20 protein-coding genes are annotated in these 22,546 nt (G+C 47.6%); 9 read left to right on the plus strand and 11 right to left on the minus strand.

Annotation, left to right across the window (positions count from 1 at the left end):
• Positions 1–95: 95 nt before the first annotated feature.
• The 7 genes from NQ565_RS03040 to NQ565_RS03070 form a co-directional block, all read right to left on the minus strand.
• Positions 96–1,076 carry a fimbrillin family protein gene (locus tag NQ565_RS03040; protein ID WP_229127125.1) on the minus strand — a complete coding sequence of 327 codons (981 nt, stop codon included), beginning with the start codon at positions 1,074–1,076 and terminating at the stop codon, positions 96–98.
• Between the two features lie 43 nt (positions 1,077–1,119).
• Positions 1,120–2,085, minus strand: coding sequence for a DUF5119 domain-containing protein (locus NQ565_RS03045; protein WP_005655615.1), 966 nt, complete (start codon positions 2,083–2,085; stop codon positions 1,120–1,122).
• The gene (locus tag NQ565_RS03050; RefSeq protein ID WP_005655617.1) at positions 2,082–3,047 is read right to left on the minus strand and encodes a DUF3575 domain-containing protein; all 966 of its coding nucleotides are present in this window, start codon (positions 3,045–3,047) and stop codon (positions 2,082–2,084) included. The genes NQ565_RS03045 and NQ565_RS03050 overlap by 4 nt, the downstream gene beginning before the upstream one ends.
• Positions 3,048–3,453: 406 nt before the next feature.
• The gene (gene dprA / locus NQ565_RS03055) at positions 3,454–4,572 is read right to left on the minus strand and encodes a DNA-processing protein DprA (RefSeq protein WP_005655619.1); all 1,119 of its coding nucleotides are present in this window, start codon (positions 4,570–4,572) and stop codon (positions 3,454–3,456) included.
• Positions 4,565–4,972, minus strand: a complete 408-nt coding sequence (locus NQ565_RS03060; protein ID WP_005655620.1) for an acyl-CoA thioesterase — start codon at positions 4,970–4,972, stop codon at positions 4,565–4,567. Before NQ565_RS03060 ends, dprA begins: the two co-directional genes overlap by 8 nt.
• 37 nt (positions 4,973–5,009) lie before the next feature.
• A complete protein-coding gene (locus NQ565_RS03065; protein WP_005655623.1) occupies positions 5,010–6,302 on the minus strand; it encodes a peptidase U32 family protein in 1,293 nt (430 codons plus the stop codon).
• Positions 6,303–6,326: 24 nt separating this feature from the next.
• The gene (locus NQ565_RS03070; protein ID WP_005655625.1) at positions 6,327–6,791 is read right to left on the minus strand and encodes a DUF2059 domain-containing protein; all 465 of its coding nucleotides are present in this window, start codon (positions 6,789–6,791) and stop codon (positions 6,327–6,329) included.
• A 142-nt stretch (positions 6,792–6,933) separates the two neighbouring features.
• On the opposite strand from NQ565_RS03070, the gene dusB reads away from it, so the two are divergent.
• Positions 6,934–7,911 (plus strand): tRNA dihydrouridine synthase DusB, encoded by a 978-nt coding sequence (dusB, locus tag NQ565_RS03075; RefSeq protein ID WP_005655626.1) that lies wholly within the window; start codon positions 6,934–6,936, stop codon positions 7,909–7,911.
• A gap of 119 nt (positions 7,912–8,030) precedes the next feature.
• Here dusB and NQ565_RS03080 read toward each other — a convergent pair whose 3' ends face one another.
• From NQ565_RS03080 to NQ565_RS03090, 3 genes are all read right to left on the minus strand, one after another.
• Entirely contained in the window at positions 8,031–8,996 is a 966-nt protein-coding gene (locus tag NQ565_RS03080) for a phosphatase PAP2 family protein (protein ID WP_005655628.1), read from the minus strand.
• A complete protein-coding gene (locus tag NQ565_RS03085) occupies positions 8,987–9,994 on the minus strand; it encodes an NAD-dependent epimerase/dehydratase family protein (protein WP_005655630.1) in 1,008 nt (335 codons plus the stop codon). The genes NQ565_RS03080 and NQ565_RS03085 overlap by 10 nt, the downstream gene beginning before the upstream one ends.
• A gap of 87 nt (positions 9,995–10,081) precedes the next feature.
• Positions 10,082–10,996 carry a cation diffusion facilitator family transporter gene (locus tag NQ565_RS03090; RefSeq protein WP_005655632.1) on the minus strand — a complete coding sequence of 305 codons (915 nt, stop codon included), beginning with the start codon at positions 10,994–10,996 and terminating at the stop codon, positions 10,082–10,084.
• Positions 10,997–11,154: 158 nt separating this feature from the next.
• Here NQ565_RS03090 and rnr point away from each other — a divergent pair, with 158 nt between their 5' ends.
• Positions 11,155–13,314 (plus strand): ribonuclease R, encoded by a 2,160-nt coding sequence (gene rnr / locus NQ565_RS03095; RefSeq protein WP_005655634.1) that lies wholly within the window; start codon positions 11,155–11,157, stop codon positions 13,312–13,314.
• A gap of 43 nt (positions 13,315–13,357) precedes the next feature.
• Positions 13,358–13,837, plus strand: a complete 480-nt coding sequence (locus NQ565_RS03100; RefSeq protein WP_005655636.1) for a pyridoxamine 5'-phosphate oxidase family protein — start codon at positions 13,358–13,360, stop codon at positions 13,835–13,837.
• Between the two features lie 126 nt (positions 13,838–13,963).
• Here NQ565_RS03100 and cysK read toward each other — a convergent pair whose 3' ends face one another.
• The gene (gene cysK, locus NQ565_RS03105; RefSeq protein WP_005655638.1) at positions 13,964–14,911 is read right to left on the minus strand and encodes a cysteine synthase A; all 948 of its coding nucleotides are present in this window, start codon (positions 14,909–14,911) and stop codon (positions 13,964–13,966) included.
• Positions 14,912–15,069: 158 nt separating this feature from the next.
• Here cysK and NQ565_RS03110 point away from each other — a divergent pair, with 158 nt between their 5' ends.
• The 6 genes from NQ565_RS03110 (at position 15,070) to NQ565_RS03135 (ending at position 22,514) form a co-directional block, all read left to right on the plus strand.
• The gene (locus tag NQ565_RS03110; protein ID WP_005655640.1) at positions 15,070–15,969 is read left to right on the plus strand and encodes a serine O-acetyltransferase; all 900 of its coding nucleotides are present in this window, start codon (positions 15,070–15,072) and stop codon (positions 15,967–15,969) included.
• Positions 15,970–16,070: 101 nt separating this feature from the next.
• Complete coding sequence (locus NQ565_RS03115; protein WP_005655642.1) at positions 16,071–17,516, plus strand: THUMP domain-containing class I SAM-dependent RNA methyltransferase; 1,446 nt, start codon at positions 16,071–16,073, stop codon at positions 17,514–17,516.
• Between the two features lie 20 nt (positions 17,517–17,536).
• Positions 17,537–19,729, plus strand: coding sequence for a S9 family peptidase (locus NQ565_RS03120; RefSeq protein ID WP_005655645.1), 2,193 nt, complete (start codon positions 17,537–17,539; stop codon positions 19,727–19,729).
• Between the two features lie 44 nt (positions 19,730–19,773).
• Positions 19,774–21,048 (plus strand): phosphoribosylamine--glycine ligase, encoded by a 1,275-nt coding sequence (purD, locus tag NQ565_RS03125; RefSeq protein ID WP_005655647.1) that lies wholly within the window; start codon positions 19,774–19,776, stop codon positions 21,046–21,048.
• Positions 21,049–21,054: 6 nt separating this feature from the next.
• Positions 21,055–22,050 (plus strand): hypothetical protein, encoded by a 996-nt coding sequence (locus tag NQ565_RS03130; RefSeq protein ID WP_005655649.1) that lies wholly within the window; start codon positions 21,055–21,057, stop codon positions 22,048–22,050.
• On the plus strand, positions 22,035–22,514 hold the full coding sequence (locus tag NQ565_RS03135; protein ID WP_005655651.1) for a YqaA family protein: 480 nt from the start codon (positions 22,035–22,037) through the stop codon (positions 22,512–22,514). The genes NQ565_RS03130 and NQ565_RS03135 overlap by 16 nt, the downstream gene beginning before the upstream one ends.
• Positions 22,515–22,546: the final 32 nt, after the last annotated feature.

The raw sequence follows: 22,546 nt of genomic DNA on the forward strand, positions 1-22,546 counted from the left end.
AGCCAACAAAAAAACATATTCCCCGAAAACTTTAAAAACGTTTTCGGGGAAGAATCAAAATATTATGAAATCAACAGGACTCTTATATCAAACTCTTATAGCCCGGTGAATGTTCCGTCCTCATTGGTCCATATGCCAACATTCGGAGTAAACTTAATAGGAGTAGCATTGTTGGTCAGCGTCAATGTATACCGAATATTCTTGCCCATGCCCCAACTGCCTGTAAGGTTAACGACCTTGGTATCGTTCCAGGTATACTCACTTGATTTATCTTTCGGTGCAGCAGTATAGGTAATCTCCAAAGTAACGCCTGTCAGGTCGTCTTGAGGCATCAGCATAAACAAAGCATTGCCGGAAGTCTCAAAAGCAGTAAAAGCATCAGGTTCTGCAGCAGTCGGAGTAACGGATACGGGAGTGCCGGTGTATTCGTATGTCACGCCCGAAGCAGACTCTGCCAGGTTACTCCAAGCCCCCACAGTGCTGCTTCCGTCAAAAGTAAAAGTAGCCTTATCCTTTGCACCTTTAATCACCAATTTCGATACGGTATAAATAAAATCGGCAACATCACCCTTGATTGTAAAGTTCACCTGCGTCAGAAGATGCTGGAAAGGAAGAGAAATGGCTGACTCAGACTTTACCTGATTTATTACGTTGGCAGCAACCAGATCTTCCTGACTGTCAACCGCCTTCACCGCATACTCGAATTTCGGATAACCGGCAGCAGTAGTAATATCCAAAGTTTGCGCCGGTGAGGTAGCAAAAAATTGCAATTTACCGGAGGCAGGCCAGTAGTAATCGCCCTTATACTTCCATTCCCCGCTTGATTTATCAACTTCTATATCATCCATAAACCCCGTATTCAACTGTACAGTTCCTCCCATGTCATCTGTTGTTTTATAAGCGCTTACAGTAAACTTACTGAAATTCTCAGTAGTGGCAACCAATGTCTTTGTTCCGGTCTTCACCACTGTCCCGAATTTAATCCGGTTCATTGTACTTTCATTCTCAAACCCTTCATTTTCAGAGCAACTTACCATTGCTGCGGCTGTTAAAGCCACCAATAAAATTTTTCTCATAACCATTTGTTTTTAGTTAATATATTAATTGCTTATCTTGTTTCTACACGATTATATCCACATTCGTTTCATCATCCCAATCACCTATATCACCTCCGATACCGCTATTTCCACCTTCTTCCTTATCCACCTCTACCGTAATCTGTCCATCGGGAACAGGCACCTCAATATGTATTTCCCCATCAGGAGCAGGCTGTATTTCTTCTTCCTCACCGGAGGTCGGAGGTGTTATCAGCTCTTTGATATCAACCTGTATCTCCTGTACCTGCTTATCCACCTTGATAATCCTGATGGTCAGCACTACCGGACTATCGCCCCGCGTATCCGCACTTTTCGGAAGCCTGAAATGCGAAAAATGCCCCTGCAACAGTCCGTTTTTACAATCATTCTCCACATAAACGGGCACTTCTGCAAGTGTACACAGCCTTCTACCGAGAAAATAACCGCCATTCAACCCGCTGACGTAGCACACAACAGCCGATATATTTTCTACACCATCCACCTTCACGGCAAACGAATAACTGCTTACTACCCGTTCCGGTTTCAGTTTCATCACCATAGCCGCTTCGCTTTTTGCTATTTCCACATCATCCAACGCCACAACGTAGAAATCGTCCGGCGACCAAATCATATCCTCTCCGGCATCCATTCCAATACACCGTTCCGTATATGCCCTGATAGTACCATAGCACTCATCGCCTTCTATGCAGACACATTCCGTATTATAGTTGTAAACTATCATTGCATAATGGCCGGGCGGTACTTTCATTTCCCCGCCGGCAGCCGGCAAATAGCCGTCTACTTTCCGCCCTTCGGCATCTTTCAGATAAAATATTACCCGCACGGTCTCCGGCAAATTCTCCGCAACTCCCGTCCAGTCCAGCGTTATCTGTACGCCACTGACAGGATAATCGTCCAGCACCTCCCTGAAATTGCACCCTGACAGGATTATCAACAGACAGAACAGAGGCAACGGTACATTATATCTGATATTTTCCACCACATTCATTGTCCTGCCGTTATATGCCATACTAAAGAGACCGCTACCTTTGTAGGACCCACAAAATGAAAGTGTCCTCCATTAGTTCGGACTAATTCCCCTTTATAAGAGGTATATTTACAGTATTCCGTTGTCAAATAACCTATTCCCAAACTGCACTCGATTGCAAGGTGCCCGGTTATTCTGCGTGCATATCCGCAGCTCAGCCCCGAAGTCATATAATACTTACCGCGAATGCCACTCTCTTCTTTCAACTGAAAATCATATACTCCTCCCTCGGTATATAGCCCCAGAAAATACCCTGTCAATCTGTTACACAGATTTCTGTTGCCCAGCCAACAGCGTACTTCCACACCTCCCGAAAGAAGCTGATAACAAAAGCCGTTCCGACAGTTCAACCACCAAGGACATTTATATTCAGTATTCAAAGACCACCTCTTTCCTGTCGAAAACTCAACTTCCACATTCGGAGCCAACGCCAAATCATATATCATATTATTCTTCAGAGCTACCATAACCTTATGTGATGGTCCCAGCCTTTTTCTTTTCTCAGGGAACGCAGTCGGAACCAGTTCTCCGCTACCGGCAGACATTACCGGCAGTGCCTTCTCCGGCATCCGTATTCCGGCAATAGGAAACTCCTTCGAATGTACCGTATAGCTGCCTATCCGCGGAAAAACAAACTGCAACAGATATTTACAGGCCTTGCCTTCGTTCAGATAGAACAACAGTTCCGTCAATTTGCCGAAATTCCCATAATGATACCGGATTAACATCAAAACCTCTTTCCTGTCCGGCACATTCTTATCAGCGAGTACCCACCGATATACTTCTCTCCATTCGTCCGGTTTTATAACCGAGTCCAGCATTACACTGTTTACAACCATCAATATGTCCGCCCGTACAGATGCTCTTCCCACTGATAAAAAAAAGAGTATTATAAGAGTTACTATATAGATACGGTTCACCATAACTTTGCTTTGTACAAAGCCAAAAATAAACCATTAAAATTAAAGAAGATACAGAAAAACCAACTCATTTAGCAACTTGGAAGATTCTGTGAAACGATTGGAAGTTTTTTGCAACTTATGCTACTTCCAATACAGACAAAGAACCGGAATATTCCACGAAAAGCCCCAACAGCAAGCCTCGCTTATCCGATAGTTATCATATAGTCATTATATACACTTTATTTAAGTCAAGATGTCCAAGCGTGCACGAAAACAGTAAATATTCGCAAAAGAAAACTAAAAGAAATTCAGAAAAAGAGTAAATATTTGGGAAATATATGAAGAAGCTATACATTTGTTACGTGATTTTTTTCATAGTATTAGATTTAAGGTTAACAAAGGTTGGAGTACAGCGGTACTCCTTTTTTTATGCCAATAAGCAATATACTCCTCCAACCAATGCCTTTACCACCCCTTTCATCTCCAGTTCGAAAAGCAAGGCGCTCATACGGTTTACGGGTATGTCCGCCTCCACTACCAGCGCATTGATATGCAAGTCTCCCTGATGAGTCAGTATACGCACCACCAGCTCCTCCTCATCCGTCAGTTCCGGAAACAGATTGCGCTGGATACCGGCTGCTTTGGCAGCAGGCTCTGCACTCGCCCACCCCATTGTTTTTACGAACTCTTCGGCACTCTGTACAAGCGCAGCCTTATTATCCCGTATCAACCGGTTGCAGCCGATAGAAGCGGCATCCGTCACCCGCCCGGGCACGGCAAAGCAATCACGGTGATAGCCGTCGGCCAAATCCGCTGTAATCAAAGAACCGCCTTTAGCGGCAGATTCCACAACAATCGTCGCATCGCACATACCTGCCACAATACGGTTACGGCTGACAAAGTTATGCCTGTCCGGAGTAGTTTCGGATAAGAACTCGGTAAGCAAACCGCCGTTGACCAACATATCGACAGCCGTCTTACGATGTACAGAAGGATAGATACGGTCCAAACCGTGAGCCAGAACGGCAACAGTAGACATATTATCGGCCAGGGCGGCACGATGTGCATGAATATCAATGCCGTAGGCGAGACCGCTCACTATCAGGGCATCAGGGAGAAGCACGGATAAATCGTGCACGAAATCCGTACAAAACCGTTTGCCGTACTCCGTTGCACGGCGCGTACCTACCATATTGATAACATGTAAACGGTTAAAATCAGTGTTTCCCTTGAAAAACATGACAATCGGCGCATCCTCACATTCCCGCAGACGGGAAGGATAGGCCTCATCCCGCAAAGTAAGACAAGTCAGGCGGTTCTTTTCCACAAACTCCATTTCACGTTCGGCACGAAGAAAAGCGGCAGGACAGTCAAGAGCCGTAATTATCGAGGAATTCACGCCGGGCAGACGTTCCGGCAATTCCTTACGATACCCGAAAACGTCAACGGCGCTACCTATGGCATCTATTAAACGCTTTGCCCCGATATGTCCTATACCGGGACAGAGCGTAAGAGCTATACTGCAAAGACGTTCGTCCTTATTCATGGTCGAGGTAGGGGGCAAAGACGTTATCGAATAACTCGCTGTCGCTTAAACGTCCGTTTACCACACATACCGTTTCAACCACTGCCTTGATGGCCACTTTATTGTCACTTGCCCTGAAAATATCCTGGTAGAATACATACTTGATGCCTTCTTTCTTCATTGCCAGCTTCGATACGAACTCATCACCGCTTTTCAACGGTGTCTTGAAAGCCATATTGATGCGTGCTACCACTGGATCTACCCCCTGTTCGTGGAGTGCGGCAAAGCTGACACCCGTACTCAACAGGAACTCGTGCCGCGTATGCTCCAGATAATGCTGGTAGTTGGCATTGTTGACAATACCCTGAAGGTCGCATTCATAGTCGCGGACCTTCATTTTCAGTTCATAAATATAGTTCATTATAATACCTGCAATTTAACAATTTACCATTTGATAATTAACCGCGTTTATTCTCGATATCCAAACCTTTGAACCGCTTGAGCTCCTCTACGGAAACCAGTTTGTAGAGTTTGTCGCTGGGACGTATTTTATCCGCTTTCATCGAGAAATGCTGCCCTTTTTTCACCGTCTGCACGGGTTTCAGATCCACGCGCGCTTCTTCCAATGTAGTGAATACGGCTCCCGTTGTCGGTCCCGTTATCAGCAGCTTGTCGCCGACATTGATTTCGGCGGCTTCCACCAAGAACTCCGCCACGCCGATATTCGAGAAGTAACGGATACCCTTGCCGACATAAATCTTACGTTCGGTAGCGGCAGAACCGTAGTTCCGGGTCCATTCGCCCAAGCGCTGCCCCAGATAATAGCCGTCCCAGAAACCACGGTTAAACACGGTTTTCAGGCGCTCGTCCCAGGCAGCTATCTTTTCGTCGGTAAACGTGCCTTCCACATAGGAGCGAATGGCCTCCTTATAACATTCCACCACCGTACGCACATACTCGGGACCGCGGGCGCGTCCTTCAATCTTGAACACACGCACGCCTGCATCTAGCATTTTGTTCATGAAATGAATGGTTTTCAGGTCTTTGGGCGACATAATGTACTGGTTGTCTATATCCAGTTCCACATCCGTTTCCTTGTCGCGCACCGTATACGAGCGGCGGCATACCTGCATACAGGCTCCCCGGTTGGCCGAATGGTTCATCTCGTGCAGCGAAAGATAGCACTTGCCCGATACCGCCATGCACAAAGCGCCGTGGCAGAACATCTCGATACGTATCCGCTCACCGCTCGGTCCGCAGATATTCTCTTCACAGATATGACGGTAGATTTCCGCCACCTGCTCCAGATTCAGTTCGCGCGCCAGCACCACCACATCGGCAAATTGGGCATAGAAACGCAAAGCCTCCACATTCGAAATATTCAGTTGCGTGGACAGATGCACCTCCTGTCCTATCTGCCGGGCGTAGCTCATCACAGCCACATCGGCTGCAATCACCGCCGAGATACCTGCCGCTTTTGCCGCATCCACAATGGTTCGCATCAGGGAGATATCGTTATCGTAGATAATGGTATTTACCGTAAGGTAACTTTTCATACCATGCTCATCACAGGTTTGGGCAATCTCCCGCAAATCGTTAATGGTAAAGGTATTGGCGGAACGGGCACGCATATTCAGGTTTTCGATACCGAAGTAAATAGAGTCCGCACCCGCCTGGATAGCTGCGGCAAGAGACTCGCGCGAGCCTACCGGAGCCATGATTTCAAAATCGTTCAAAGTAGTAGAATTCATCCAATATGAAATTTAATGATGCAATTATTTATTACCGTGCGCATCTAATTCCCGTTGAATCAGTGTCACAAGTTCCATGCCAAGCTGTTGGCCTGCCGTCATCCCTTCCATTGTAATGGCTGGAGTAGCCGCTCCCAGCTTCTTGCCCACCGGAGATTCGTAGAAGGCTACAATCTTCTTCAGGTCGTCCAATGTCAGGTGTTTCTGATAGATGGGCACATACACCTTCACCAGATTATCGCTGAAAAACTGCTTTGCCTTTTCCATTACTGCGTTCCACGTGGCCTCCGATACAGAGGGGGACTGCTGCTTCATCATGCCGATTATCTGCGGAACCATCGTATCCACAGTGGCCAGACCGCCGGAAAGCAACAGCATTTTATGCAACGTTTCCTGATATTCCTTATTCTGCCCTTGTGCAGAAACAGGGGAAATGCCGATGAGCAGTGTCATCACGCACAATGCGACTGAAAGCAAACTCTTTTTCATAATTATTTCTGTTGTTAAGTGAATGAATAGTGCAAATATACAGATTTAAGGAAGAAGCTGTATATTCTTTCAAGGATTTCACTCCTGCATAGCGAATGAAACAGGCTTTTTCCGTACTTTTGCAGGCAAATCCCGTCAGATTATGAAGATTAAAGATATAGACCTCGGCAAGCACCCCATATTGCTTGCCCCCATGGAAGATGTGACCGACCCCGCTTTCCGACTGATGTGCAAAGGTTTCGGAGCGGATATGGTGTACACCGAGTTTGTGTCGAGCGACGCGCTGATACGTTCCGTCAGCAAGACCGAACAGAAGCTGAACATCAGTGACGAAGAGCGCCCCGTAGCCATACAGATATACGGCAAAGATACGGACACTATGGTAGAGGCGGCACGTATCGTGGAGCAGGCGCGCCCGGACATACTGGACATCAATTTCGGCTGCCCCGTAAAACGTGTGGCCGGCAAAGGAGCCGGTGCGGGAATGTTGCAGAATATCCCCAAGATGCTGGAGATAACCCGTGCCGTGGCAGATGCCGTAAAGATACCCGTGACCGTAAAAACCCGTCTCGGCTGGGATGCCGGCAGCAAGATTATCGTAGATTTGGCAGAACAACTGCAGGACTGCGGCATTGCCGCCCTTACCATTCACGGCCGCACCCGCGCCCAAATGTATACGGGTGAAGCAGACTGGACACTGATTGGTGAAGTCAAAAACAATCCGCGCATGCACATCCCCATCATCGGCAACGGTGACGTCACCACCCCTCAAAGGGCCAAAGAGTGCTTCGACCGCTACGGGGTGGACGCCGTTATGATAGGCCGCGCCAGCTTCGGCCGCCCTTGGATATTCAAGGAAGTGAAACATTATCTGGAGACGGGTGAAGAGATACCGCCCCTCAGTTCCGAATGGAAACTGAATGTACTCCGGCAGGAAGTGGAAGACAGCGTAAAACTGCTGGACGAACGGAGAGGTATCCTGCACGTACGTCGCCACTTGGCAGCAAGCCCGCTGTTCAAGGGTATCCCTAACTTCCGGGAAACGCGCATCGCCATGTTGCGGGCAGAGACAAAAGAGGAACTGTACCGTATCTTCAACGAAATAGAAAAACTGATATAGTTTAAATTATCTTACAACCCCAACCAAAAGAGTGCCCTGCTTTTCTATGGGTCGGCAATCATCCGCCGAGCGAACCTCATTCAGTCAGGGAGTGAAAGACAATGAGTCAGGGACTGGCATCATTTGAACATCGGCTGCGCAAACCACCGCTTGAACATCCACGTTGCCACCACATAGAGCACAATGGCAGAGAAAAAGCCCACAATGGCATCAATCAGGTAATGCGCCTGTATGTACACCGTAGCCCCGCACAGCAGCAGATAAAAAGGAAGCAGGCAGGCAAACAAACGCCTGCTGCCCCGCCATGCCATAATCATCAGGATGGTGGACATGCCGACATGCGAACTGGGGAATGCCGCCGTCGGACGCTCGCCCACTTGCTGCGAGCTTTCCACCAGATTATAAAAGAATCCGTGTTCATATCCCGGACCGGGCAGCAGCTCCTGGTTGTGGTTGAAGTAATCGCCGATAGCCGGGAATATCCCCTGCCCCACGTTATCCCCGCCGATAGCCGGAAAATAGAACTGCGGCCCTGCCACCGGCACGAAGATATATATCAGGTAGTAGATGAAGAAAGCGGTGACTATCACGAACGACACTTTCTCAAAAAGGTCGAAGCGGTAGAGAAAATACCACACCACTACCAGAAGTATCATCGGATAGTAGAAGAAATAACCCATATTGAACGGTTCGCTCACCCACATCTGCGGAAAACGCAGACAGAACCATACGGCAGGCTGTCCGCCGAATATCCATTGCTCGACCGAAGCGAAAACATGGTCCAGGTTGGGGAAGATACGGTTGAACTCGAATGTGTCGGGATACCAGTAGGAGAGCAACGACATCTGGATAACGATGCGGATGAAGGCGGAAAACTTGCAGGGCGCAAGCCGGTAAAGATACATCAGCAAAAACGTCATGCCTGCAATCACAGCGCGGTCTGCAAGCATCTGCACCGGATGATCCATTTCTTGGAAAAGAAACAGTATGAGTATGGAAGTCAGCAGATTATATATCAGCGTAATCTTCTCTACCGCAAAAAGCCCTTTACGGGTTTCTACTCTCTTGAATAAGTCTAAAGCCATCCTTTATCTTTATACCAGGCAATCGTTTCCTTCACTCCCCGTTCCAGGTCATATTCGGGACTGTAGCCCAATTCCTCGACAGTCGGAGTTATATCGCATTGCCAGTTGCGTTGTTTCATTATTCTATACTTGTCCGAATTGAGCGTACTGGTGGTATTCCGGCGTTTCGCCCAATATTCGGCGAGCAAAGATACAACTTTCAATATAATTAACGGACATCTCAGACGAATTACAAACGGATTCCCCAGTTCTTTCCGTATCAGGTCGGAAAAAGCACGGCTCCGGTACACCTTGCCGTCTGCCAGAAAATAGGTGCGGCGGGATATTTGTTTCTCTATCCCCAGGAAAACAGCCTGCACGATATCCTTGACGTAAACAAACGTCAAATCCTGCCGGCGGAAACCCACGGAGAAGTCCGTGTGCCGACGGATAGACTTTGCCATCAGGAAGTAATCCTTCTCGCGCGGTCCGTACACACCCGTAGGACGATAGATGACGTAAGGAAAATCCGACATGCCTTGCAGATACCTCTCCGCTTTCAGTTTGCTAAGGCCATAGGCGGTATTGGGCACAGGGGTATCCTTTTCCGTAATCGGAGTATAGGTCTTTTCACGTATCGGACCGAATACGCTCAAGGTACTGATAAAGACAAACTGCCTGGGAATCATGTCCAACTCCCGCAACGTGTCTACAAAACATTTGGTCTGCCGGTAGTTCACACGTTCGAAGTCGTTCTTATCTACACATTTTGTAGCTCCGGCACAGTGGATAATGTAATCGAACTTACCATACAGTTCCTTATGACCGGAAAGTTGCGCACAAAGCTCACCGGGATGCGCAAAGTCGAGTTCAAGAAAATGTATCTTCTTGTCCTGCAAATACTCCCGGCTGCTGGACGAACGGATGCCTGCCCATACGCCGAATCCCCGCCTCAACGCCTCTTCCACGATGAAACTCCCGATAAACCCGCTTGCTCCTGTTACTAAAACCGATTCCACGTTATGAATTATGAATTTTATAAATTATGAATTATTTTCTCCCGGTATCCCGTTACTTCACCATTTCGCCCCTACTGTACGGCCTCATCATTTCACCGGCTCTACATGAATACCTACATGAGTGCCTTTACCGAACTGTTCCTTCAAGGTATTCTCAATGGCCGTTGCCGTACGGTGTGCTTCTTCCAGTGTTATTTTTCCATCCATGCGCACATGCACCTCTATCGCGTAATAATTCCCGATACGGCGGGTACGCAAATGGTGAGGCGAACTTACTCCGGGAAAAGAAAGGATAATCTTCTGAATTTCATTTTCCACATCGGCGGGCAGCGATTTCTCCAGCAACTCATCTACGCAAGGAATCAATAACTTTACGGCCACCTTCATGATGAAGAAACTGACAACAACCGCGGCTATCGGGTCGAGCACCCGCCAATGATTTCCCAAAAGAATAGCCCCGCCGATACCTATGGCAGTTCCTATGGAAGAAAGAGCATCACTGCGATGATGCCACGCATTGGCCACCACTGCCTGAGAATTCAACCTCTTCCCCTTAAACACCGTATAGCGATAAAGCGCTTCCTTAAAGGCAACGGACACCAATGCCGCTATCAGTGCCAGCATTCCCGGTTCCTGCAAAGAACCACCGTGAAGAAACCGATAGATAGATGAAGCGCCATTCCAGAAAATCCCAAAACCGACGCCGAGCAATATTATGCCGATAATGGCAGTTGCCAAAGTCTCGTATTTGCCATGTCCGTAGTCGTGTCCCTCATCTTCCGGCTTGGAAGAGATACGCACAAAAACAATGACAATGATGTCTGTAACAAAGTCCGATAACGAATGTACGGCATCCGCCAGCATGGCGGCACTATGCCCCATGATGCCCGCAAAGAACTTGAACAGAAGCAGCAGGAAGTTCACTACGCTCCCCACAATCGTTACGCGGTAAATGCCTTTTTCCCTCGCAACCTCTTCCTTATCCATAGATTGTACTTCCATGACGTTTTTCTAAGTTGTTGCAAATATAGTACATAAATCCGTTATGACCGGTCGTTCCCTTATAATTTTCAGTAAGACAGAAAGATTTTGAAGCCGGAGTGAACGAGTGAATACATTTATTTGTTTACTTTGCAAGAAAGATAAAAAGACACCAGATTATGGCTAAGACAAAAAAGGAAAAGAAAGAGAAAAAAGCCGGCAAGCGAATGAAGAAGAAAGAGCTCGTCAAAGCACTATTGGACTTCTTCCACGTAAAACAAGACGAAGTACTGTCCCTGAAATACATTTTCGAACAACTGCATCTCACTACACACCCGCTGAAAATGCTGTGTATGGATATTCTGTCCGAACTGTCGGATGACGATTACATCACCGAAGTGGACAAGCATAAATACAAACTGAACAATCATGGTGTGGAGATGACCGGCACTTTCCAACGGAAGAGCAACGGAAAGAACTCATTCATACCCGAAGGCGGCGGCGACCCCATCTTCATTGCCGAACGGAACTCGGCACACGCCATGGCGGGCGATAAAGTACGTATCGCCTTTTATGCCAAACGCCGCGGACGCGAAGCCGAAGGCGAAGTCATCGAGATACTGGAACGCGCCAACGATACCTTCGTAGGAACATTGGAAGTTGCCAAATCATATGCTTTCCTTGTTACGGAAAACCGCACGCTGGCCAATGATATCTTTATCCCCAAAGAGAAACTGAAAGGTGGAAAGACAGGCGACAAGGCCATCGTCAAAGTGGTGGAATGGCCTGACAAGGCAAAGAATCCTATCGGTCAGGTTATCGACATTCTGGGGAAAGCCGGAGATAACACCACCGAGATGCACGCCATCCTGGCCGAATTCGGATTGCCGTATGTTTACCCCGCATCCGTGGAAAAAGCCGCAGACAGGATACCTGCCGAAATTCCCGCAGAAGAATATGCCAAACGTGAGGATTTCCGCAATGTAACCACCTTTACCATAGACCCCAAAGACGCTAAGGACTTTGACGATGCCTTGTCCATCCGCAAACTGAAGGACAATCTTTGGGAAGTGGGTGTACACATTGCCGACGTGACGCACTACGTAACGGAAGGCAGCATCATCGACAAAGAAGCCGAGAAACGCGCCACATCCGTTTACCTCGTAGACCGCACCATCCCGATGCTGCCCGAACGGTTGTGTAACTTCATCTGTTCCCTGCGCCCCGATGAAGAGAAACTGGCTTACTCTGCCATCTTCGAGATGACGGACAAGGGAGAAGTAAAGAACTCGCGCATTGTGCATACGGTTATCAAGTCCGACCGCCGCTTCACCTACGAAGAGGCGCAGCAGATTATCGAAACCAAAGAGGGAGACTTTAAGGAAGAAATCCTCAAACTGGACTCGCTTGCCAAGATATTGCGTGAAAAACGGTTTACCGCCGGCGCCATCAACTTCGACCGCTATGAGGTGAAATTTGAGATTGACGAGCAGGGCAAGCCTGTCAGCGTATATTTCAAGGAATCCAAAGACGCCAACAAACTGGTAGAAGAGTTCATGCTACTCGCCAACCGCACTGTGGCGGAAAAAATAGGACGTGTACCCAAAAACAAAAAGCCGAAAGTATTCCCCTATCGTATTCACGACCTTCCGGACCCTGAAAAGTTGGATAACCTGGCACAGTTCATCGCCCGCTTCGGCTACAAACTGCGCACCGGCGGAACCAAAACGGATGTATCCAAATCCATCAACCATCTGCTGGATGATATTCAGGGAAAGAAAGAGGAGAACCTTATTGAAACCGTATCCATCCGTGCCATGCAGAAAGCACGCTATTCCGTGCACAACATCGGTCACTACGGATTGGCATTCGATTATTACACCCATTTCACTTCTCCCATCCGACGCTATCCGGACATGCTGGTGCACCGGTTGCTGACCAAATACCTGGATTTAGGCGGACGAAGCGTTTCCGAACAGAAATACGAAGCCCTCTGCGAGCATTCCAGCAGCATGGAACAGATAGCTGCCAATGCGGAACGCGCCTCTATCAAGTACAAACAGGTGGAATACATGACGGAACGCCTGGGACAGACTTACGACGGCGTTATTTCCGGTGTTACCGAATGGGGACTGTACGTTGAGCTGAACGAGAATAAATGTGAAGGAATGATACCTATCCGCGACCTCGATGATGATTACTACGAGTTCGACGAAAAGAATTATTGCCTGCGCGGACGACGGAAGAAACGCACATACAGCCTCGGCGACGCTATCACCATCAAGGTGGCACGCGCCAACCTGGAGAAAAAGCAGTTGGACTTTGCACTGGTTGAATAGGCGGAATTATCATTGTCAGTTACAAAAGCTTACCTACACATACATGAAGACAATTACTATTACAAACCGCTCGCAAATAGAAGATATCATCCGTAAATGCCCTTATTGTACGGTCGGGATTATCGACGGAGAGGGTAATCCGTATGTAATACCTATGAACTTTGCCTGGGAAAATGATACTATTTATCTGCATTCGGGCCCCGAAGGAAGTAAAGTAGAAATGGTGGCACGGCATCCGCAGGTCTGCATCACCTTCTGTGAAGGGCACGAACTGGTGTATATGCATAAACAGATAGCTTGCAGTTACAGCATGAAATCCCGCAGCGTTATCTGTAAAGGCAAAGTGCGTTTCATAGAAGATATGGATGAAAAGCGACGGATACTCGACCTGCTTATGAAGCAATATACGGACAATGCATGTAGCTACGCCGAACCGGCTGTACGCAATGTGAAAATATGGGAAGTGAAAGTAGATGAAATAAGCTGCAAATCGTTCGGGCTGAGGCCGAGTGAATTGAAATAATCTCTACAAAAAACTTTGCCCGAAGTTTGATTGCCACTAACCTGCATATTCAAGGTATCCCAGTCCTATACTCAGAATACTTCAGTCACATAGGTAGTCTCTGTATAGGACTGAGCACATAACTCATCATAAGGGATATTCCTCAAAGGCATACAACAGCGTCGACAAATAGCGTTCTCCCGTATCAGGGAGCAACACTACTATGTTTTTACCCTCATTCTCCGGCAACTGCGCCAACCGGGTTGCAGCACTGACAGCCGCTCCCGAAGAAATCCCCACCAACAGGCCTTCGTATTTCGCCAGTTCCCGCCCGGTACGGATAGCGTCATCATTGGATACCTGCATAATTCCGTCTACCACGGCACTATTATAGTTTTTCGGAACAAAACCTGCACCGATACCCTGAATCTTATGCGGGCCCGGTTTTCCGCCTGACAATACCGGAGAATCTTCCGGTTCTACGGCTACCACTTGTATCCGGGAGTTATGTTTCTTCAAAGCCGCACCCACGCCGCTCACCGTTCCGCCAGTCCCTACACCGGCCACGAATATATCGACCTTCCCGTCCGTATCCTGCCAGATTTCCTGTCCGGTAGTGCGCTCATGAACGGCAGGGTTAGCCCGATTATTAAACTGCTGCAAAATCAGTGAACCGGGAGTGCTTGCCTGCAACTCTTCGGCACGGGCTATAGCACCTTTCATACCGTCTGCACCGGGCGTCAAAACAAGTTCCGCACCAAGGGCTTTCAGCAGATTGCGACGTTCCGTACTCATGGTATCCGGCATAGTCAAAATCAATTTATAGCCTTTGGAAGCTGCCACAAAGGCAAGCCCTACCCCGGTATTCCCACTGGTCGGCTCAATAACCGTTGCACCGGGCTTCAACAGCCCTTTCGTTTCCGCATCTTCTATCATAGCCAGCGCAACACGGTCCTTTACGCTGCCCGCAGGATTAAAGTATTCCAGTTTGACGATGACACGAGCTTTCAAGTTCTTGTTTTTACCATAATTGTTCAACTCCAACAAAGGAGTATTGCCAACTAAATCAGTCAGGCGTTGTGCTATTTTTTTCATATCTTACAGTGAATTATCAATAAGACAAAAGTACGGCGGAGTCCGTTCATTCAAAATACCATAAATGTGGTAAATCCATACTATAAATGAGGGATATGTAGGAAAATTGGTGAGTATTTTATACCTTTGTAGCCACTTTATTAATAAAGGATATCATAATGAGTCCACTTAATTTTACTCACATCCTGACACAGGCAGTCGATGAGCTATCGGAAAGCGAATCCTACAAAGGACTGTTTCACCAGCACACGGACGGCAATCCATTGCCTTCAGCTAAGGCATTGTGCGATATTATCGAACTTGCACGTGCCATTATCTTCCCCGGATATTTTGGAAATTCAACGGTCAACAGCCGTACGGTAACTTACCATATCGGAGTCAATGTAGAAAGACTGTTCGACCTGCTGACCGAGCAAATATTGGCAGGACTCTGTTTCGGCAGTGATGACGAATGCAGTTGCTGTACCGAACTTCAACGTGAGGAGGCCGCATCAATTGCCGCCCGGTTCATCAGCCATTTACCTGAACTGCGTCGCATACTGGCTACGGATGTTGAAGCCGCTTACAACGGCGACCCTGCCGCACATTCGTTTGGCGAGGTTATCAGTTGCTATCCGGCCATACGCGCTATCAGCAATTACCGCATAGCACACGAACTGTTGGTACTCGGCGTGCCTCTCATTCCGCGTATCATCACCGAAATGGCCCATAGCGAAACCGGTATCGATATTCATCCGGGAGCTGCCATAGGCGGTTATTTCACGATAGACCACGGTACAGGTGTGGTAATCGGCGAGACTTGCATCATCGGCAAGAACGTAAAACTATACCAGGGTGTAACCCTCGGAGCCAAAAGTTTCCCGCTGGACCAGGACGGTAAACCCATCAAAGGCATACCCCGCCATCCCATACTGGAAGATAATGTCATTGTCTATTCCAATGCCACCATATTAGGGCGTATCACCATTGGAAAAGACGCTACCGTAGGCGGCAACATCTGGGTAACGGAAGATGTGCCCGCAGGCGCAAGAATAGTACAAACCAAAGCAAAAAAGTAAGAGATTTTATGATTTCAGAATTATAATCCATATCATATGCGTAATAGTAAAAATGAAATCATACCGGAATAAATCATAAATTATAAATCATAAATAAGTAGATGAGCGAACAATCATTCGAAATGATTGCCAAAACTTTCCAGGGACTGGAAGAAACATTGGCACAGGAACTGACCTCTTTGGGTGCAGACGAGATACAGATAGGACGTCGTATGGTATCATTCCGCGGCGACAAGGAAATGATGTACAAGGCGAATTTCTGCCTGCGGACCGCTATCCGCATCCTGAAACCTATCAAACAGTTTGTAGCGAAAAATGCCGATGAGGTGTATGAACAGATCAAGGCAATCCACTGGGAAGATTATCTGGATATAGATAAAACTTTCGCCGTAGACGCAGTTGTGTTCAGCGAGGAATTCCGCCATTCCAAATTTGTTTCCTACAAAGTGAAGGATGCCATTGTGGACTATTTCCGGGATGCATACGACAAACGCCCGTCCGTACGCATCAGCAAGCCGGATGTATTATTGAACATTCACATTGCAGAAACCAAATGCACTCTTTCTCTCGATTCATCCGGCGAGTCTCTGCACCGCCGCGGTTATCGTCAGGAAGCCGTGGAAGCTCCTCTGAATGAGGTTTTGGCAGCCGGCATGATATTAATGAGCGGTTGGCACGGAGAATGTGACCTGATAGACCCGATGTGCGGCTCGGGAACAATCCCCATCGAAGCTGCCTTGATAGCCAGGAATATCGCACCGGGCGTATTCCGTAAGGAGTTTGCTTTTGAAAAATGGATTGATTTCGACCAGGAGCTGTTCGATAAGATTTATAACGATGACAGCCAGGAACGTGAATTCGCTCATAAGATATACGGATACGACAACAACCCGAAAGCCAACGAAATCGCAACCCATAACATCAAGGCAGCAGGCGTATCCAAAGACGTAACGCTGAAGTTGCAACCTTTCCAGCAGTTTGAGCAACCTAAGGAAAAGGCTGTTATCATTACCAACCCGCCTTATGGAGAGCGTATATCTACCAACGACCTGCTGGGCTTATACTCTATGATTGGCGAACGGCTGAAACACGCGTTTACAGGCAACACCGCGTGGATACTTTCTTATCGTGAAGAATGCTTCGATCAAATCGGATTGAAACCTACTGCCAAGATACCTCTGTTCAACGGTGCTCTGGAATGTGAGTTCCGTAAATACGAAATCTTCGACGGAAAATACAAAGAATTCAAAAAGCAGGAAAGCGAAGAGGGTAATAAAGAGTATAGACCTTACGCTGCAAGAGAAAAAAGAGAATTCAAGACCGGAGAAAGAAGAGAGTTTAAATCCGGAGAGAAAAGGGAATTCAAGCCGAGAGAGAGAAGAGAATTCAAATCGGATGATAAACGGGAGTTCAAGCCTCGTGAATACAGAAAACCGGCAGACGGAGAATGGAAACCGAAGCGAGAATTTGACAGAGAGCGAGAATTTAATAAAGAACGTAAACCGGGAGAGTTTCGGAAACGGAACAACGAACGGAATAACGACTGAAACCGTTAAAATTAAAAGCTATGAACATAAAGAGAATCGGTAAGGCAATCATGGTATTGCTACTGGCAACACCTGCTTTATCTTCAATGGAGCTTATGGCACAAGACTTGAAAATGCCCACTCTGGAAGACCTTCTTCCCGGTGGCGCAACCTATCGTATCGCTGAGAACCTGCCGGGTTTGCAGTGGTGGGGTGACGTATGTATAAAACCCGGCATCGACTCTTTGTTTGCCGTCAATCCCAAAAACGGGAAGGAGACATTGCTCACAACCCGGGAAAAGGTAAATAAAGTACTCAACTCACTGATAACTCCTACGGAAACAACCGCAACACCCGGCCATAAGGGAAATAAAGTACAGCATTTCTACAATACCGAGTTTCCATGGCCGGACAAACCGTATATGCTTATCAAATTGCCTGCGAGATACATCGTTTATGATTTCGAGAAAGATGAATTCGTCAAAGGTCTGCCGCAGGCCGGAGAAAGAAACGGTGCAAACATTGACTATACCCCGGAAGGCGGACACATAGCCTATACCGTTAAGAATAACCTCTTCGTGGACAACAAAGCCGTAACCGAAGAACCCGAAGGAATTGTATGCGGGCAGAGCGCACACCGCAATGAATTCGGAATCGGCAAGGGCACCTTCTGGAGTCCTCAAGGAAATCTGCTGGCCTTTTACCGCATGAACGAAAGCATGGTAACTCCCTATCCGCTGGTGGATATTACTCCCAGAATAGCGCTGGTGGACAAGATACGTTATCCGATGGCAGGGATGCTCAGCCATCAGGTTACCGTAGGTATCTATAATCCGGACACTCAAAAAACCGTTTACTTGAATACCGGCGATCCTACCAACCGTTATTTCACCAATATCAGTTGGGCGCCCGACGGAAAGAGTCTTTATCTCATAGAGCTGAACCGTGACCAGAATCATGCAAAACTTTGCCGATACAACAGCGAGACCGGCGAACTGATGTCCACACTTATCGAAGAAACGCATCCCAAATATGTGGAGCCTCAACAACCCATCCTGTTCCTGACTTGGGATCATACTCAATTTATCTACCAGAGCCAGAAAGACGGCTACAACCATCTGTATCTCTATAATACGGACGGCAAGCTCATCAAGCAACTGACAAAAGGGGAGTGGCTGGTACAGAACATTTTAGGATTCAATGCCAGAAAGAAAGAAGTTATCATCGCTTCTACGGAAGTATCTCCTTTGCAAAGCAACCTGTACAAGGTCAATGTCAATACCGGCAAACGTACTCCATTGGACAACAGCAAGGGAGTACACAACGGAATACTTTCCGCTTCGGGCAATTATATTATCGACCGGTATTCAACTCCGGATACTCCCCGCAAAATAGAGATAACCAATACCCAAAACAAGAAAAGTGTCTCTTTGCTCACTGCGAAGAATCCTTATGAAGGCTTTGTCATGCCTGCCATAGAAACCGGTACAATAAAGGCTGCCGACGGCAAGACCGACTTATATTACCGCCTTGTAAAGCCTGCCGACTTCGACCCGAATAAGAAATATCCTGCAATCGTCTATGTATATGGCGGTCCTCATGCCCAGATGATTACCAACGGCTGGATGAATGACGCACGCGGCTGGGACATCTATATGGCCAATAAGGGTTATATCATGTTCACGCTCGACAACCGCGGTAGCAGTAACCGGGGGCTGGAGTTCGAAAACATCACCTTCAGACACTTAGGTATTGAAGAGGGCAAAGACCAGGTAAAAGGAGTGGACTACCTGAAAAGCCTGCCTTACATAGACAGCAGCCGCATCGGCGTTCACGGCTGGAGTTTCGGCGGACACATGACTACCGCACTCATGCTGCGCTATCCGGAGATTTTCAAAGTAGGCGTGGCCGGCGGACCGGTCATCGACTGGAAATATTATGAGATAATGTATGGCGAGCGCTATATGGACACCCCGCAGACAAACCCCGAAGGTTATGAACAGTGCGACTTGAAGAACCTCGCAGGGCAACTGAAAGGACATCTGCTCATTATCCACGATGACCACGACGACACCTGCGTGCCCCAGCATACGCTTTCTTTCATGAAAGCATGTGTAGATGCACGCACCTATCCCGATCTGTTTATCTATCCCGGACATAAACACAACGTTTTGGGACGCGACCGCGTACATCTGCACGAAAAGATAACCCGATATTTCGAGGATTATTTATAAACCGGACACATTTTCAACAGTAAACAATTAAACGTATCCATAAAATGAAAGTATTATTGCTTGGCTCAGGTGGCCGTGAACACGCTTTGGCTTGGAAAATTGCACAAAGCCCCAAAATAGAGAAACTGTATATCGCTCCCGGCAACGCGGGAACAAGTGCAGTGGGCGAAAATGTAGCCATCAAAGCTACGGACTTCCCCGCCCTCAAGGCTTTTGCCCTTGAACATAAGATTGACATGATTGTAGTGGGTCCCGAAGACCCGTTGGTACAGGGCATTTTCGACTTCTTCAAAGAAGATGCCGCTACACAGCACATTGCTGTCATCGGTCCTTCTGCAAAAGGTGCGCAATTGGAAGGCAGCAAAGAATTTGCCAAGGAATTCATGCTGCGCCATCACATCCCTACCGCCCGCTATAAAAGCGTGACTGCTGCAACACTCGAAGAAGGACTTGCTTTTCTCGAAACGCTCACCGCTCCCTACGTTCTGAAAGCCGATGGCCTGTGCGCCGGTAAAGGCGTGCTGATTCTTCCGACTCTGGAAGAAGCCCGGAAAGAGCTGAAAGAGATGCTTAGCGGTATGTTCGGCGATGCCAGCGCAACAGTGGTTATCGAAGAATTCCTCAGCGGGATAGAGTGCTCGGTATTTGTCCTGAGCGATGGTGAGCACTATAAGGTGCTGCCTGTAGCCAAAGACTATAAACGTATCGGAGAAGGTGATAAGGGATTGAACACTGGCGGTATGGGTAGCGTAACACCCGTTCCGTTTGCCGATGAGGTATTTATGGAAAAGGTGCGCAAACGCATCATAGAGCCTACCATCAACGGACTGCGCGAAGAAGGCATTCTGTACAAAGGTTTCATTTTCCTGGGACTTATCAATGTACAGAACGAGCCTATGGTTATCGAATATAATGTACGTATGGGCGACCCGGAAACCGAAAGTGTCATGCTGCGCATCAAGAGCGACATTGTAGAGCTTTTCGAAGGCGTGCACAAGGTAAACCTCGACACCAAGGCAATGGAACTCGACACGCGCACGGCTGCCTGCGTAATGCTGGTCAGTGGCGGGTACCCCGAAACGTATCAGAAAGGCTATCCCATGAGCGGCTTTGACTTGGCAGAAACCACGGACAGCATTCTGTTCCATGCCGGTACCGCCGTAAAAGACGGGCATATCGTCACCAACGGCGGACGCGTCATAGCTGTCTGCTCCTATGGAGAGACAAAAGAAGAGGCTTTGAAAAAGAGTTATAAAGTGGCCGACATGTTAAGTTTTGAAGGCAAATACTTCCGTCGCGATATCGGATTCGACCTTTAACAGTCAATGAGAAGCCAAAGATTCCAAAATCGGGTTACGGCGGGACGATTTACGCTTCCCGCCGCCATCCTTATATCAGTAGCCTGCTGGATACTGAGCGCTATTCTGTTGCCCGATTTGGAGATACGGAAAGGCAATTACCCCCTATGGGACATATTCTATAGCTCATGTATTCCAACGTGGGGCACTCGTCTTTTCAGCTTCATCCTGTACTCCGTCATAGGGTATTTTCTTATCGGGCTGAACAACGCCTTTGCCATCATCCGCATGCGGGCCTCAGTACAGACAGCCATTTATTTCCTGCTGATTTCCGTTTGCCCTACCATGCACATACTGTATGCAGGAGATTTGGTAGCGGTCACTTTTCTCATTGCTCTGTATTTCCTGTTCAAGAGCTATCAGCAATCCAAATCTGCAAGCTATCTGTTTCACGCATTCGTATTTATAGGAATGGGGAGTCTGCTTTTTCCGCAACTGATATTCTTTGTTCCCGTATTTTGGATAGGCGCGTATAGCTTCCAGTCCCTGCACCCCAAGAGTTTTTTCGCTTCGCTTATCGGCTGGAGCGTACCTTATTGGTTTCTATTGGGCTATGCCTATCTATCCGGACACATGGATTTATTCTACCAGCCATTCCTGGAACTGGTGAATTTCCGCTCTATCCTATTTGGTTTCCGGCCTTGGGAATTGGCGACAATCGGGTATATACTCCTTTTATATATGGTCAGTTCAAGCCATTGTTTAATAGCCGGATATGAGGACAAGATACGTACGCGCAGCTATCTGCACTTCCTGATATTCCTGAACTTCTGTATTTTCGTCTATATAGGACTGCAACCCGCTCTGTATCCCCATCTGTTCTCTCTGCTGCTAATCGGCACCAGTATTCTGATAGGACACTTATTCGTACTGACCAACAGCCGGAGTTCCAACCTGTTCTTCATCATTATGCTGGTCGGATTATTTACTTTATTCGGATTCAATCTATGGACGCTTTTATAGATACACTCATACAACTCCTGATAGACTGGGGATATGCAGGGCTCTTTATCTCGGCCTTATTGGCGGGAAGCATCATTCCGTTCAGTTCCGAGCTGGTGATGCTGGCACTCGTCAAGGTAGGCTTGAACCCTGCCATCTGTGTTCTTGCCGCCACACTGGGAAACACAATGGGCGGCATGACCTGCTATTACATGGGACATCTCGGCAAGACGGACTGGATAGAAAAATATTTCAAAGTGAAGCAAGAAAAAATAGACAAAATGCAGCGTTTCCTGCAAGGTAAAGGAGCGCTCATGGCTTTCTTTGCCTTTCTGCCCTTTATAGGAGAAGCCATTGCCATAGCACTGGGATTTATGCGCAGCAACGTAATGCTGACTTCCCTTTCCATGTTTACAGGAAAACTGATACGGTACATCGTTATGTTATCGGCTCTTCAAGGCGCTTTGTCGGTGATGAGTGTTTAGCGGTTGGTAATTAATATTTAGTGATTAGCGGG

This window comes from Bacteroides stercoris ATCC 43183, from assembly GCF_025147325.1.
In the GTDB taxonomy this organism is placed as follows: Bacteria; Bacteroidota; Bacteroidia; order Bacteroidales; family Bacteroidaceae; genus Bacteroides; species Bacteroides stercoris.